Annotated in this window: 13 protein-coding genes; 9 read left to right on the top strand and 4 right to left on the bottom strand. The window is 32.8% G+C overall.

The features are described from left to right. Positions 1-511: 511 nt before the first annotated feature. The 9 genes from AC1RRQ_RS20935 to AC1RRQ_RS20895 all read left to right on the top strand — a co-directional run bounded on the left by AC1RRQ_RS20935 (position 512) and on the right by AC1RRQ_RS20895 (position 6,169). Positions 512-1,105, top strand: a complete 594-nt coding sequence (locus tag AC1RRQ_RS20935) for a YdeI/OmpD-associated family protein (protein WP_493024910.1) — start codon at positions 512-514, stop codon at positions 1,103-1,105. Between the two features lie 62 nt (positions 1,106-1,167). Next, a complete protein-coding gene (locus AC1RRQ_RS20930) occupies positions 1,168-1,731 on the top strand; it encodes a DUF4256 domain-containing protein (RefSeq protein ID WP_493024909.1) in 564 nt (187 codons plus the stop codon). 16 nt (positions 1,732-1,747) lie between these two features. Then, a complete protein-coding gene (locus AC1RRQ_RS20925) occupies positions 1,748-2,248 on the top strand; it encodes an endonuclease V (protein WP_493024908.1) in 501 nt (166 codons plus the stop codon). Positions 2,249-2,348: 100 nt separating this feature from the next. After that, positions 2,349-3,155: an SDR family oxidoreductase gene (locus AC1RRQ_RS20920; protein ID WP_493024907.1), complete on the top strand. Its 807-nt coding sequence runs from the start codon at positions 2,349-2,351 to the stop codon at positions 3,153-3,155. Positions 3,156-3,166: 11 nt separating this feature from the next. After that, on the top strand, positions 3,167-3,472 hold the full coding sequence (locus AC1RRQ_RS20915; RefSeq protein ID WP_493024906.1) for a hypothetical protein: 306 nt from the start codon (positions 3,167-3,169) through the stop codon (positions 3,470-3,472). A gap of 1 nt (position 3,473) precedes the next feature. Next, positions 3,474-4,388, top strand: a complete 915-nt coding sequence (locus AC1RRQ_RS20910; RefSeq protein ID WP_493024905.1) for a helix-turn-helix domain-containing protein — start codon at positions 3,474-3,476, stop codon at positions 4,386-4,388. A 3-nt stretch (positions 4,389-4,391) separates the two neighbouring features. Continuing rightward, positions 4,392-4,715: a MazG-like protein gene (locus tag AC1RRQ_RS20905; RefSeq protein ID WP_493024904.1), complete on the top strand. Its 324-nt coding sequence runs from the start codon at positions 4,392-4,394 to the stop codon at positions 4,713-4,715. Between the two features lie 69 nt (positions 4,716-4,784). Continuing rightward, entirely contained in the window at positions 4,785-5,354 is a 570-nt protein-coding gene (locus tag AC1RRQ_RS20900; protein ID WP_493024903.1) for a Crp/Fnr family transcriptional regulator, read from the top strand. Positions 5,355-5,431: 77 nt separating this feature from the next. Next, positions 5,432-6,169, top strand: coding sequence for an SDR family oxidoreductase (locus AC1RRQ_RS20895; protein WP_493024902.1), 738 nt, complete (start codon positions 5,432-5,434; stop codon positions 6,167-6,169). Between the two features lie 98 nt (positions 6,170-6,267). On the opposite strand, the gene AC1RRQ_RS20890 is transcribed toward AC1RRQ_RS20895, so the two are convergent. The 4 genes from AC1RRQ_RS20890 to AC1RRQ_RS20875 are packed head-to-tail and all read right to left on the bottom strand — an operon-like array spanning position 6,268 to position 14,306. Further along, positions 6,268-8,691 (bottom strand): ABC transporter permease, encoded by a 2,424-nt coding sequence (locus tag AC1RRQ_RS20890; protein WP_493024901.1) that lies wholly within the window; start codon positions 8,689-8,691, stop codon positions 6,268-6,270. 43 nt (positions 8,692-8,734) lie between these two features. After that, positions 8,735-11,158, bottom strand: a complete 2,424-nt coding sequence (locus tag AC1RRQ_RS20885) for an ABC transporter permease (protein ID WP_493024900.1) — start codon at positions 11,156-11,158, stop codon at positions 8,735-8,737. Between the two features lies 1 nt (position 11,159). Continuing rightward, entirely contained in the window at positions 11,160-13,592 is a 2,433-nt protein-coding gene (locus AC1RRQ_RS20880) for an ABC transporter permease (RefSeq protein WP_493024899.1), read from the bottom strand. 3 nt (positions 13,593-13,595) lie between these two features. Continuing rightward, the gene (locus tag AC1RRQ_RS20875; protein WP_493024898.1) at positions 13,596-14,306 is read right to left on the bottom strand and encodes an ABC transporter ATP-binding protein; all 711 of its coding nucleotides are present in this window, start codon (positions 14,304-14,306) and stop codon (positions 13,596-13,598) included. Positions 14,307-14,338 lie beyond the last annotated feature (32 nt).

Below are 14,338 nucleotides of genomic sequence, written 5' to 3'. Positions count from 1 at the left end.
TAAGCCCGCCTGCGCAGATGGTACTGCAGTATTGTGGGAGAGTATGTCGTCGCCTTTCTTTAAAAACCCTATCCAATTCGGATAGGGTTTTTTGTTTTATAATGTTTTTGGAAATTTAATCCCAGTCTCCTGCGGTTGAAACTGCCGACTATGGTTTTATTTTGTGAACGATTACTTCTAGTTTTATTTTGCATTGTTTTTCGGCTTTAATTTCTGTTGTTTTTTGAATTTGGAATAGGAATACATCTTTTATGAATTTGATGCTTCAAAAGCTATTATTGAAAAAGAATTTGAGCAAACTTTTGAAAGGGATAAAATTCTTCATTTTATAAAGTATTCCACAAGAGGTATTATAAAAGGATTCAAATGAAAATCTGATTAATTAAAGGACAAATCGTAAAAAGAACTCAAATTTAGTATTCACTTTTTGTAAGATTTGTTACATTTGAAGCAGGCTGGAATTACATTACCTAAAGCCGTTTTTAGATATGTTAATTTAAATAAGAGTGATATGTCGGAAAGTGTAGAGAATCCAAAAGTTGATTTCTTTTTTGAGGAAAGCAAAAAATGGAAGGATGAATTATTGCAGTTGCGAAAAATAGCACTGGAATGTTCATTAACTGAAGAACTGAAATGGGGAACTCCCTGTTATACTTATAAAGAAAATAATGTCGTTTTAATTCATTCTTTTAAAGAATATTGTGCCTTCTTATTTTTTAAAGGAGCCTTATTAAAAGATACAGACGACATTTTGATTCAGCAATCTGAAAATGTTCAGGCAGCACGTCAAATACGATTCACAAATCTTCAGGAAATAATCGATTTAAAAGCGATTTTAAAAACATATATTTATCAGGCTGTAGAAATCGAGAATGCCGGTTTGAAAGTAGAGTTGAAAAAAACTTCTGAATTTGAAGTTTCAGAAGAATTTCAGAAGAAATTAGATGAAATGCCAAATCTCCAAAAAGCATTTCAAGCTTTAACTCCCGGAAGACAAAGAGCTTATTTACTTCATTTTTCTCAGCCTAAGCAGTCAAAAACAAGAGAAGCAAGAGTAGAAAAAAATATCCCAAATATATTAGAAGGAAAAGGACTTAAAGATTAGCAGTATATTTAGGGTATTCAAATAATTTTTTAATTATTCGTGATAATATAAAATAAAGAAAGATGAGTCAAAAAAATAAACTGTCCTCAGAGCAGCAAGAATCACTATTGAATGTTTTAGAAGTACGTTTTGAAAATAATACGCATCGTCATATAAATATAAAATGGGAAAAAGTTCTGGAAAAGTTAAAAGCTAATCCTGAAAAACTTTGGTCGCTAGAGGAAATGGAAAGAACCGAAGGAGAACCAGATGTTGTAGGTTATGATGAAAAAACAAACGAATATATTTTTTATGATTGTGCTGCTGAAAGTCCAAAAGGACGCAGAAGCATTTGCTACGATCATGAAGCACTAGAAAAAAGAAAAGAAAATAAACCCAAAGACAGTGCAATAAATATGGCATCTGAAATGGGAATTCAAATTTTAAATGAAGAGGAATATCGGCAACTTCAAAAACTTGGAAAATTTGATACCAAAACATCAAGCTGGATTTTAACTCCTGCCAATATTCGAAAACTGGGTGGTGCAGTTTTTTCAGATTATCGCTATGATACTGTTTTTGTATATCACAACGGAGCCGATTCTTATTATGCCGCAAGAGGTTTTAGAGGTTCATTAAGAGTTTAAAAGATTAAAAATAAATATGATATTAGCTTTCGATACTTATTACTTCGATAATAATGCAAAAACAGTCTGCTTAGAATTTGCAGAATGGAATGAAAATAAAAACTTTAAAGTTCACACCGAAATAATCGATAATGTTGAAGAATATATTCCAGGAGAATTCTACAAAAGAGAACTTCCGTGTATCATCAGTTTGTTAAATAAAATCGATCTTAAAAATATTGAGGCTATAATTGTCGATGGATTTGTCTATTTAGATGATGATAAAAAATACGGTTTAGGCGGCTATTTATATGAAAAATTAAATAAAGAAATTCCAATTATTGGTGTTGCCAAAACTAATTTTGCGAGTATAGAAAAAAATAAAAAACCTTTATTTAGAGGTGATAGTATAAAACCATTATTTATAACTTCTATTGGAATTGATTTAGAAGAAGCTTTTCAAAAAGTAGAAAGTATGGCCGGTGAATTTAGAATGCCGACTTTACTTAAAGAACTGGATCGTTTAACAAAAGAGTAATTTTTTTAATCGTCATTTTGGCTAATCAATTGTCCAAAATGACTAAAAACACTTTCAGGCTTCGGCTGATCTTTGCATTATAATTTTAAAACAATTAAAAATGCAAAAGACAATTTTTATTACAGGAGCTTCGGCTGGTTTGGGAAAATCAACAGCAAAATTATTTCAAAGCAAAGGCTGGCAGGTAATTGCCACTATGCGAAATCCTCAAAAAGAAACAGAATTAACTTCATTAGAAAACGTAATTGTATTACCGCTAGACGTTACAAATTCGGAACAAATTACTTCGACCGTAAAAAATATTACTGATAAATATACGATTGATGTCGTGTTTAATAATGCAGGATATGGATTAATTGGCGCTTTAGAATCGTTAAGCGAAATTCAAATCGAACGCCAGATTGTTACGAACTTGTTTGGTGTTATTAGAGTTTCAAAAGCTTTTACTCCTCATTTTCGTGAGAAAAAAAGCGGTGCTTTTATAAATGTTACTTCTACTTTTGGATTAATAGGATTTCCTACTTGTTCTATTTACAGCGCAACAAAATTTGGTGTAGATGGTTTTTCTGAAAGTCTGGCATCAGAATTAACTCAATTTGGAATTCAGGTAAAAGTTGTTGCTCCAGGCGGTATGAAAACTGATTTTGCAATTCGATCTATGGAAGTTGGACAGCACAAAGCTTATGAAAAATTAACGGAAGAAGTCGGTAAAGGCTATAGTGCAGAACAATTAGAGAATTATACAGATGCAGATGATGTTGCTCAAATTATATACGAAGCTGCAACAGATAATAAAAATCAATTGCGATATATTGCAGGAAATGATGCCAACGCTTTATATGACGAAAGATTGAAAAATGGTGCAGAAGCTCAAGTTCAAAATATTAAAGCAATGTTTACTTTTTAATTTAAAACAAGATGAAAAATCAAGCGATAGAATTAACGACTTTTAAATTAAATGGATTTACCACACAGCAGTTTATTGAAGCTAACAAAGAAATCGACGATTTTTTAAAATGTCAAAAAGGGTTTCGTTCCAGAACCATTTTTGAATTAAAAAAAGGAATGGTTTACGACATGTTGGTTTGGGATAGTGCAGCAGAAGGTACAGACGCGATGCATAAATTAATGACAGAACTTAGTGATTCTGTTGTACACGATATGATTGATCAAAGTACAGTAAGTTGGAATATTGCACCAGTGGAACATTTTATAAATTTGTGAGATGAAAAATCAGCCTAAAATATTCAATAGTATTTCAGAATTACATAAAGCAATGGGACAGCCCAAGCCTCTGCATCCGCTTATTAGTATTTTAAATTACGGTGAGGCGGTATTTGATCCGAAGGATTTTGAAAACGGAATTATTTTAGATTTCTATAAAATCTCTTTTAAGACTCATTTTTCAGGAAAACTTCTTTATGGACATGGTTTTTATGATTTTGAAGAAGGCGGTATGTCATTTGTTTCTCCCGGACAAATTTTAAAAATGCAGGAAGAAGAAGCGGATTACAGCGGAATGTCATTAAATATTCATCCTGATTTTATTCGGCCGTATACTTTAAACGCAGCTATTAAAAAGTATGGGTTCTTTTCGTATACAGCATCAGAAGCTTTGTATTTATCTGAAAATGAAAAGCAGACTATTTTAGGAGTTTTCACTAATATTCAAAATGAGCTGAAAGAACGAATAGACAATTTTAGTCAGGATGTGCTTATTTCGCAGATTGAGCTTTTACTGAATTATAGCAACAGGTTTTATAACAGACAGTTTATTACCCGAAAAGCGGTTAATAATGACGTGCTTTCAAAGTTAGAAATAATACTCGCAGATTATTTTAACAGCGATAAACCACTTGAAAATGGCTTGCCAACTGTCCAGTTTATGGCAGACGAATTGGGTTTGTCTGCTCGATATCTGAGTGATTTGCTTCGTAATGTCTCCGGACAAAATACCCAGCAGTTTATTCATGATAAATTGATAGAAAAAGCAAAAGATTATATTGCCAATAGAACTTTTTCAATTTCTGAAATTGCATATAAATTAGGTTTCGAGCATCCGCAGTCTTTCAACAAATTATTTAAGAAGAAAACGAATTTCAGTCCAATCGCATTTCAGGAACAATTCAATAAAAACTAAATTATGGCATCAATAAATTTTGAACAGCTTAAAGAACGTTCTCTGGAAATTAGAAAACGTTATCACGAATTAGAGTTAGCACACCATGGAAGCGAATGGACTATAGAAGAAGATGTATTAGCATTTTTGACAGATGCCGGTTTAGTTGGACGTAACGTAATGTCGCAGCAAGGGCGATGGCCAAAAGGAAATACAGAAGAAGAACTTAAACATAAATTAGGAGAATCGATTTGGTGGCTGGCTGTTTTAGCCGAAAGAATGAATATTGATATAGAAAAAGCCACCGAAGATTTTTTAACCAGCACCGTAAATCTGCTTGGAAAATAATGTAATAATATTGAATAGTTTTTGTCAAATGACAAACCCTGCACCAATAACTTTGAGTAACTTGCTTCTATGAAAGAATTTATAGAATACGTATTGCAATTTGGGAGTTTAAATCAACAGCAGCTGGATTTAATTTCGAGTAAAGCAACTGAATTAGAACTTAAAAAAGACGAGTATTTTTCGGAAGCAGGAAAGATTGCCCAGCAGGTTGGTTTTGTTTTAGATGGTGTTATCCGTGTTTGTTATTACAATAATAAAGGCGAAGAAATTACCAAATATTTTATCGACGAAAATAATCTCGTTGTAGATATGGAAAGTTTTGATAATGATATTTGTTCCAATGCTTATGTACAGGCAATAACAGATTGTAAACTGTTGGTTTTTTCTAAAAAAGACTGGAAAGAACTTTTAGAAACAATCATTGGCTGGGACGCTATTGTGCATAGAATTATTTCGAAAGCATTGAGGCAGAAAGTAGAAAGAAGAAGTCCTTTGGTTTCAGAAGATGCTACTACGCGTTATTTGATGTTTCTGAAAATTTATCCAAATGTTATTAATCGCATTCCGTTATCTTATGTTGCTTCTTATTTAGGAATTACACAATCGTCTTTAAGCCGAATTAGAAAAAATATCCGCTAGTTTGCTTTTTGTCAAATGACAAATGATTTCATTTTTAAACAAAAGATCTTTGCTTTATAAATTTAAAATAGTAAAAAATGAAAAACGTATTAATAACAGGAGCAAATAGAAGTATAGGATTAGAAATAACAAAACAGCTTTCAAAGCAAGGATTGTTTGTGTATTTAGGAACCCGAGAACTTGAAAAAGGAAATGCAGTCGTTAAGCAATTAAATGAAGATGGATTTAAAAACATCAAAGCGATTCAAATTGATGTTACAAATCCGGATTCAATTTTAGAGGCAAAAAACATTGTAGAAAAAGAACAAGGAAAACTAGATATCTTGATTAACAATGCAGGAATAAGCGGTGAGTTTCCTCAAAATGCTTCGGATACCAATATAAAAGACATTCAGAATGTTTTTGATACGAACTTTTTTGGTGTAATAAGCGTGACCCAGGCTTTTCTGGAATTACTTAAAAAATCAGAAAGTCCAAGAATAAGCAATATTACTTCCGGACTTGGATCTTTGACTTTGCATAGTGATCCAACTTGGAAATATTACGATTTCAAGTCGGCTGCCTATGGAACTTCAAAAACAGCTTTAAATGCCTATACCATTACATTGGCTTTCGAATTAAAAGATTCGTCTTTTAAAGTAAATGCAATCGATCCGGGTTATACCGCGACAGATTTTAATCATCATAACGGACCGGGAACTGTAGAAAGTGCCGCATCCTTTATCATCAAACATACTTTAACTGATGAAAACGGACCAACGGGGCAATTCTTTAGTAATGATATTGAAGATGAAAGGGGGATTAGTCCTTGGTAAAATACTCAAATTGATACTATAAAAAAGACTCCAATATTTATTGGAGTCTTTTTTATAATCTGAATTAATATCTTTTATAAAATAGGTAAAAGAACTTTTTACTCATATTTTAAGTATTTCAAAACATCAGTTTTAGCAGCGATATAAGCTCTGGACAATACAATTAATAATGTCAGAATGAGCAAAATTGCAAACCCAAGAATGAACGGAAATAAACTGATCTCAATCCTGAATGCAAAGTTTTCAAGCCATTTTGTTAATAGATAATATATCGGGAACAAAGCAATTAGAAACCCAATTATACAATACCAAACATATTGTTTAGATAACTCTTTCAGCAAAGTATTGGTTTCAGCACCCAGCGTTTTCCTGATCGCGATTTCTTTCATTCGTCTTTGTATAGAATAGGATGCGAGTGCAAATAAACCAAATAATGCAATTAGAATTACTATTATGTTAAGCAATGAAAACAAGTTCTTCTGTTTTACGTATGATTCGTATGTTCTCGCATATTGTTTGTCTACAAAATCGTATTTAAAAGGATATTCTTTGTCAACATTTACTGTCCAGAATTTCTGAATATCTGCAATGGTATTTTCAATCTTCTGCGATTTTAATTTTACATAAACGACATTCATGTTTTCCGCCAAATGCAGCGTTTCCATATGAAAAAAGGTCATTGGAGGAACTTTGACTTCGGGACTCAATAAATTGAAATCTTTTACAACGCCAACAATTTTTAATTTTTGATTTCTAATCAGAATTTCTTCTCCAATTGGCGTTTTCATATTCATTAACTTTACCGCTGTTTCATTAATCATAACAGAGTTTAAGGTATCGGATGCAAGTTTTTTGTCTAACCCTCTGCCTTTTGCCATTTTGATTTTCATCATCTCAAGCATTCCAAAATCTATTCCAACATGTTTTGCTTTAAAAAGCACATCATGATATAAAAGCGGCGCCAGCGAATTGTCTGCACCATCAAATGAGATAAGCCCGGTTGAAACGTTTTCAACACCTTCGATTTTGCTTAGCTCTTGTTTTATTGTATTGTATTTGTTGAAAATGTTTTTGCCAGCGTTTTCTCCTTCGTAATAAGAAGACGGTAGATTTAAGTCTATAGCAATCAGCTGATCTCCTTTAAAACCAAGATCTTTATCATTTAAATATTTTACCTGCTCATGTACAATGTTTGAACCAATAATAAAGAATGCTGCAATTGCAAATTGAAAAATCAGCATTCCGTTGCGCAGCCAAATACCATTTTTGCTTCTTGTAAAGTTGCCTTTTAAGACCTTTAACATTTCAAAATTAGAAACATAAACTGCTGGAAATATTCCTGCGGCCAAAATAGTAAAGACAAAAATTAGAATGAGCTGCAAATAAAACTGGCTTCCAATAATCATTAAATTTTTGTTTAAAAAATTATTGTAATATGGCAGAGTCAATTCTACAATTACTAAAGCAAGCAAGATTGAAAATAAACTAAGTAAGGTTGTTTCAAATATAAACTGAAATATAATATCGCTTTTTGATGCTCCGGCAATTTTGCGGACTCCCACTTCCTTAGCGCGTTTTATAGCATTGGCTGTGGCTAAATTTATATAATTTACTATCGATAAAATGACAATCAAAATTGACAGCCCCATCATAATTAACAAAAACTGATAACTGCCTCGGCCTTCAGGATAGCCATCTGTGATAGAATGTAATCTGGCTTTTGAAAGAGGTTCCATAAAAATGGCAAAATGTCCCACTTTCTTTTCCATTTCAGCAGGAGTAAAGCCAGCTTGTTTGCTTTCTTTTACAATGACTTCATCATAATAGGCTTTTTCAAGCATACTTCGTGTTTGCTCTACTTTTGATGGGTCTTTTAATTTCAAAAGTATTTTTATGGCAAATAGATTTCTGCTTTTATCCGGATCAACCAGATCTTTCATTTGGTTTACAACAACATTTGGAGCAATCGAAGATTTACCGGGAATATGATATACGGCACGAACTACAAACAAATTATCAAGACAATTAATTTGCTTGCCAATTGGGTTTTCATTACCAAAAACACGTTTGGCAAGATCATCGGAAATAGCAATACTTGTTCCGTCTTTTAATGCGCTGATGCCATTTCCCTGCGTAATCTTAAAAGGAAATAGAGAAAAGAAATCACTTTCGACATTGATTATTTTATCAACGAATTCTTTCTTACCCTTATAAATTATTTTGCTTTTTTGATACCAGGCATCCGCAAAAGTTATGTTTTCTACATTAGAATCTCTTTCTAAGTATGCTTTTAATCGTACCGGATGATCAGTGCCAACAGGAGTATCAGTTAATTGAACCAAAACCTGATAAACATTATCCTTCTCAGGATTCCACTTATTATAACTCTGTTCATCGTTCCAGTAAAGCAGGGCAAAAATAAGCCCTGCAATTCCTACTGATAATCCTAAAATATTTAATGATGAAAAAAGTTTATTGTGCTTTAACTGGTAAATAAAGGTATTGATATAGTTTAGTATCATAGTTTTGGTGGTGGGTTAGTTATAGACATCAAATTTTGTATGTCTATTCATATTTTAGGTATTTCAAGACATCAACTTTTGTTGCCTGATAAGCTCTGGTAAGTACCACTAATAGGGTTAACGTTAGTAAAGCAATAAACCCAACTAAAAACGGAATGATAGAAATCGTAATTCTGTAAGCAAAATTCTCCAGCCATTTGTTTAATAAAAAATAGGCAGGAAGCAGGGCTATCAAAAATCCGATTACGCTGAAAAGAACATATTGTTTGCAGAGTTCTTTTAATAACACATTAGTTTCTGCTCCCAGAGTTTTTCGAATTGCAATTTCTTTCATGCGTCTTTCGATAGAATAAGAAGCCAAAGCAAACAACCCGAAAAGCGCAATTACAATAACCACAATATTCAATAAAGAGAAAAGATTTTTTTGTTTTACATAACTGCTGTATGATCTTTTGTATTCTTTATCAACAAAGTCATATAAAAACGGATAATCCGGATCTACCTTTTTTATCCAAAGATTTTCAATACCCGCTATGGTTTGCTGCATGGTTTTAGGATCGGCTGTAACGTAAATATTGTTCAAATTTGCTGTAAACCAAGGCACAGTTTTAAAATGAAAAAAAGACATTGGAGGTATTGGTTCTCCGGGATTTCCTAGATTAAAATCTTTTACAACTCCAACAATAATAGCATCTTGTCCGTTCCAATTTATTTTTTGACCTATCGGATTTTTTTCATTTATTAATTTTAGAGCCGTTTCATTAATTAACATTGAAGAAACGGTATCCTGCGCAAATTTCGGATTTAAATAGCGTCCTTTTACGATTTTGATTTTCATCATTTCCAGCAATCCAAAATCGATTGGCATATTACTTCCGTCCACATTTTGGTCTTTATAATGATAAGAAATTACAGATCTTGCTCCGTTTCCTAAAACAAAGCCGCCAGCCGAAACCTGTTGAACTCCTTTTATATGCTGTAATTGGTTTTTAATAATAGTGTATCGTTCAAAACGGTCTTTATGGGTTATTCCTTCGCCATAGATATTTCGGTATGAAATATTTAGGATTTGTTTGCCGCTAAAACCCAAATCTTTTGAATTCATAAGTTCTATTTGCTCATACACAATATAAGATCCAACAATAAAGAAAGCCGCCACGGCAAATTGAAAAATAAGCATGCCGTTTCTAAGCCAGACCCCGCTTTTGCTTCTTCCAAAATTTCCTTTTAATACTTTTAGCGATTCAAAATTAGAAACATAAACTGCCGGAAATATCCCTGCCAATATTACGGTTGCAACAAATATACCCGCAAGCTGCAAGTAGAACTGACTGCTTTGCAATACGAGATTTTTTTCTAAAAAAGCATTGTAGTAAGGCAGAGAAAGCTCCACAATAACAAGCGATATTAAAATAGAAAGCAATGAAATTATCGCAGTTTCAAAAATAAATTGTTTGACAATAGCAGCTTTTGAAGCCCCAATAATTTTGCGAACCCCAACTTCTTTGGCTCTCTTTACTGCATTGGCCGTAGCCGAGTTGACGTAATTTACAATGGATAAGATTAGAATTAAAATAGACAATCCAACCATGATAAGTAGAAATTGATAATTACCTTTTCCTTCTACCAAGCCGCCAGTTTTGGTATGCAGACGAATAGACGACAACGATTCCAGGCATGGTTTTACTTCGCCGTATTTCTTAATAAAATCTTCCGTTGTAATACCTTGAAGTTTCGCATAACGAGCGGTCATATTTTCAAAGTACATTTTTTGAAGATTTTGAGTCACTCGTTTTTGTCCATCCGGATTTTTTAATTTTAATAACAGAACAAATTGAAAATTCCCCCAGGCTTGGTTGTTTCCATTTACTCTTTCATCCATAAAATTAACCACGCAGGACGGGTTGTAAGCTGATTTTTTATCGAGTTTATAAACACCTCTTACGATTAGGTTTTTACCCTGCAGTACAACTTGTCTGCCCAAAGCAGTTTCGTTCCCGAAAAGCTGCATAGCCAAATCCTTAGATAAACAAATACTGTTTACATCTGGTAACGCAGTTTTTGAATTTCCTTCAATAAATGGAAAGGGAAAATACTCAAAGAAGTTTTTTTGCGCCACAATTATTTTGTTTGACTGCACTTTTTTATTGTTAAAACGGATAATATCATTGTCGTAATCACCGCTTAAATAGCAATAAGATTCTACTTCAGGACTTACCTCTTTTATGGCCGCTCCAATTGGTCCCGAACTTGAAGACCAATACGTTGTCGCGTCCATTTGGTTAGCTAGTAAAAAGATATTGTCTTTATTGGGGTTCCATTGGTCGTAACTATGTTCGTCGTTCCAATATAAAATCGCAAAAATTAAACCTGCGATTCCGATACTCAAACCTAAAACATTCAAAGCTGTAAAAAGCTTGTTGTTTTTGATGTGGTATATAAATATGTTGATCCAGTTTTTTAGCATTTTACTCGTATTTTAAATATTTTAATATATCTACTTTTGTTGCCTGATATGTTTTTGACAACACTACGATTAGGGTTAAAGAAAGCAAAACCACAAAACCAATAAGAAATGGATAAATGCGGATTTCAATTCTAAAAACAAAATCTTCCAGCCATTTGCTTAATAAATAATAAGCAGGAAACACGGCAATCAGGAATCCGATAACACAAAAAAGAATGTACTGTTTAGAGAGTTCTTTTAACAAAGTATTGGTTTCGGCTCCCAGCGTTTTTTTAATTGCAATTTCCTTCATTCTGCTTTGTATTGAATACGAAGCCAAAGCAAAAAGTCCGAAAAGGGCAATAAGAATCACGATAATGTTTAATAGCGAAAACAAGTTTTTCTGATTGATATATTCCTTATAATTTCGGGCGTAAGCATTGTCTACAAAATCATATTTAAAAGGATAATCAGACGTTATATTTTTTTTCCAGAAATTTTCTAAACTTGGAAGCGTGTTTTTTAGCTCATTCGGATTTACTTTTACAAAAATGCGATTGACATTCAGATTCATCCAGTCGATAGTTTTGAGATGAAAAAATATCATAGGCGGAATTTCAGCTTTTGGTCCCCAGAGATTAAAATCTTTTACAATTCCAATTATTTTGAGTTTATGATCGTTCCAGTTTACAATTTTGCCAATCGGATTTTTTTCGTTCATTAACTTAACCGCCGTTTCATTTATCTGGACATTAGCAATAGTATCCGATGAAATTTGCTTGTCAAAATAACGTCCCTGAGTCAGCTTGATCTTTAACATTTCGAGCATTCCAAAATCAATGGCCATATTCTGCCCCTGAATATTTTTGTCATGATAAGTAAAAGTTGACGAACTGCCGCCTCCGCCAAAAGAAAACGCTCCAGTGCTTACCTGCGAAACACCTTTAATTTTCGAAATTTCCTGTTTTAAAGTTTCATATCGTGTAAATAATCCTGCCAGAGCTTTTGGGTCATTGGCATTAATTTCTGGTTTTCGATATCGGATTTCTAATACCTGATCGCCTTTAAAACCTAAATCTCTCTCGTTTAAAAACTCCACCTGTTTATACACGATGTAAGATCCGATGATAAAAAATGAAGCAATAGAAAATTGCAAAACAAGCATTCCGTTTCGTAACCAGATTCCGTTTTTACTTCTTGCAAAATTTCCTTTCAATACTTTTAAAGTCTCAAAATTCGAAATGTAAACAGCAGGAAATATTCCGGCTGTCATTACCGTAAGAACAAAAATGATGAGTAACTCAGAATAAAAAGAAGCGCCATTAATAGTTAGTTGTTTCTCTAAAAAATTATTGTAAAAAGGCAGTGATAACTCTACAATTACTAAGGATAATAAAATAGAAAACGAAGTGATAATGAAGGTTTCAAAAATAAACTGAAATACAATGTTACTTTTCGAAGCTCCCAGAATTTTTCTTACGCCTACTTCTTTTGCTCTTTTAATAGCGTTTGCCGTTGCCAGATTGATGTAATTAAAAAGCGATAAAACTAAAATCAAAACAGATAATCCTACCATAATCATCAAAAACTGATAATTGCCTTTTCCTTCAGCAAGTCCGTCAATTCGAGAATGCAAACGGGCATCTTTTAAAGGTTCTAAAAATATTTTCATATTATCGGCACCATTTTTTTTCTCCCATTCTGCAATAGTCAATCCTTCTTGTTTGGCCCAGCGAGCCGTACGATTTTGATAAAGAAGATTTTCCATTTTGGCAATCACTTTATCTTTATCGGCAGGATTTTTTAATTTTAGAAATAATCCATTATTAAAATTTCCCCATTCATCTTTTTCTGTTGGTAATCGCTCGTCGATAAGATTGGTAACTGCTTCCGGAGCCAAAGACGATTTCCCGGGAATAACATAAACTCCCGTTACGATTAATTTTTTGTCATAATACGTAATCGTTCTGCCTAATGCATCAATGGTTCCAAATAAGTTTAGCGCCGTTTGTTTTGAAATAGCAATACAGGTTTTATCTCTTAAAGCCGTTTTTACATTTCCTTTAATAAAATGAAAAGGAAACATTTCAAAAAAGGTCTTTTGAGAATCAATAATTTTAAAAATGCCTTTTTTGTCTTTGTACTGAAGGACTTTTTCGGCATACCAGGTATCGAGATAACAGTAACTTTCTATTTCTTTAAAATCGGTTTTAAAATAAGCTTCAAAATTAGATACATTCGTTGCCCAAATATTAGTTGGACTTACCTGACTTAGAGATTGAAAAACAACTTCTTTATTGGGATTCCAGTCGTTATAAGTCTGTTCATCATTATAATATAAAATGGCAAAAATTAAACCTGCGATTCCAATACTCAAACCCAAAACATTCAAAGCAGTAAAAAACTTATTGTTTTTGATGTGGTAAATAAATATGTTAATCCAGTTTTGTAACATGATTTAATTTTTTGCAGTTACTAAAACGTCAACATTTTTATGATTTAATTTTTCCGAAAGAATCATTCCGTCTTTCATTAAAATTGTTTTCTGCGAAAATGAAGCGTCATATTCAGAATGCGTCACCATTAAAATGGTAGCACCGCTGGCATGAAGATCTGTTAATAATTCCATTACTTCATTACCATTTTTACTGTCCAGATTTCCTGTAGGTTCATCGGCAAGGATAATTTTTGGACTAGTAATTAATGCCCTTGCAACGGCAACACGCTGCTGTTGTCCGCCTGATAGCTGCTGCGGAAAATGTTTTAAACGATGAGAAATACCTAATATGCCGGCAATTTCTTCAACCTTTCTCTTTCTTTCAAAAGAATGATATTTATTGTATAGCAATGGTAACTGAATATTATCATAAACAGATAATTCGTCAATTAAATTAAAATTCTGAAAAATAAACCCAATGTTCTGCTTTCGGGCTTTCGATTTTAAGTTTTCCTTTAAGCCAACCATTTCCTGGCCTAAAAGTTCATAACTTCCATCTGAAGCACTGTCTAATAATCCGATGATATTTAGCAAAGTCGATTTTCCGCTTCCGGATGGTCCCATGATCGATACAAAATCGCCTTCATTTATGGTTAATGAAATCTCGCTCAAAGCTTTGGTTTCTACTTCTTCGGTTCTAAAAATTTTTGAAAGATTTTTGATGTTAATCATAATTGATTTTTTTAAAATTTGATTGATGTTCG

It is taken from the genome of Flavobacterium sp. GW821-FHT12A05 (assembly GCF_058807735.1).
Note: the sequence above shows the minus strand (reverse complement) of the source record. Positions and strands in the feature narration are given on the sequence as shown.

Bases quoted from the DNA above. Each gene is read 5' to 3' on its own strand.
- AC1RRQ_RS20935 (WP_493024910.1), top strand. From the start codon at position 512: ATGTCGGAAAGTGTAGAGAATCCAAAAGTTGATTTCTTTTTTGAGGAA.
- AC1RRQ_RS20930 (WP_493024909.1), top strand. From the start codon at position 1,168: ATGAGTCAAAAAAATAAACTGTCCTCAGAGCAGCAAGAATCACTATTG.
- AC1RRQ_RS20925 (WP_493024908.1), top strand. From the start codon at position 1,748: ATGATATTAGCTTTCGATACTTATTACTTCGATAATAATGCAAAAACA.
- AC1RRQ_RS20920 (WP_493024907.1), top strand. From the start codon at position 2,349: ATGCAAAAGACAATTTTTATTACAGGAGCTTCGGCTGGTTTGGGAAAA.
- AC1RRQ_RS20915 (WP_493024906.1), top strand. From the start codon at position 3,167: ATGAAAAATCAAGCGATAGAATTAACGACTTTTAAATTAAATGGATTT.
- AC1RRQ_RS20910 (WP_493024905.1), top strand. From the start codon at position 3,474: ATGAAAAATCAGCCTAAAATATTCAATAGTATTTCAGAATTACATAAA.
- AC1RRQ_RS20905 (WP_493024904.1), top strand. From the start codon at position 4,392: ATGGCATCAATAAATTTTGAACAGCTTAAAGAACGTTCTCTGGAAATT.
- AC1RRQ_RS20900 (WP_493024903.1), top strand. From the start codon at position 4,785: ATGAAAGAATTTATAGAATACGTATTGCAATTTGGGAGTTTAAATCAA.
- AC1RRQ_RS20895 (WP_493024902.1), top strand. From the start codon at position 5,432: ATGAAAAACGTATTAATAACAGGAGCAAATAGAAGTATAGGATTAGAA.
- AC1RRQ_RS20890 (WP_493024901.1), bottom strand. From the start codon at position 8,691: ATGATACTAAACTATATCAATACCTTTATTTACCAGTTAAAGCACAAT.
- AC1RRQ_RS20885 (WP_493024900.1), bottom strand. From the start codon at position 11,158: ATGCTAAAAAACTGGATCAACATATTTATATACCACATCAAAAACAAC.
- AC1RRQ_RS20880 (WP_493024899.1), bottom strand. From the start codon at position 13,592: ATGTTACAAAACTGGATTAACATATTTATTTACCACATCAAAAACAAT.
- AC1RRQ_RS20875 (WP_493024898.1), bottom strand. From the start codon at position 14,306: ATGATTAACATCAAAAATCTTTCAAAAATTTTTAGAACCGAAGAAGTA.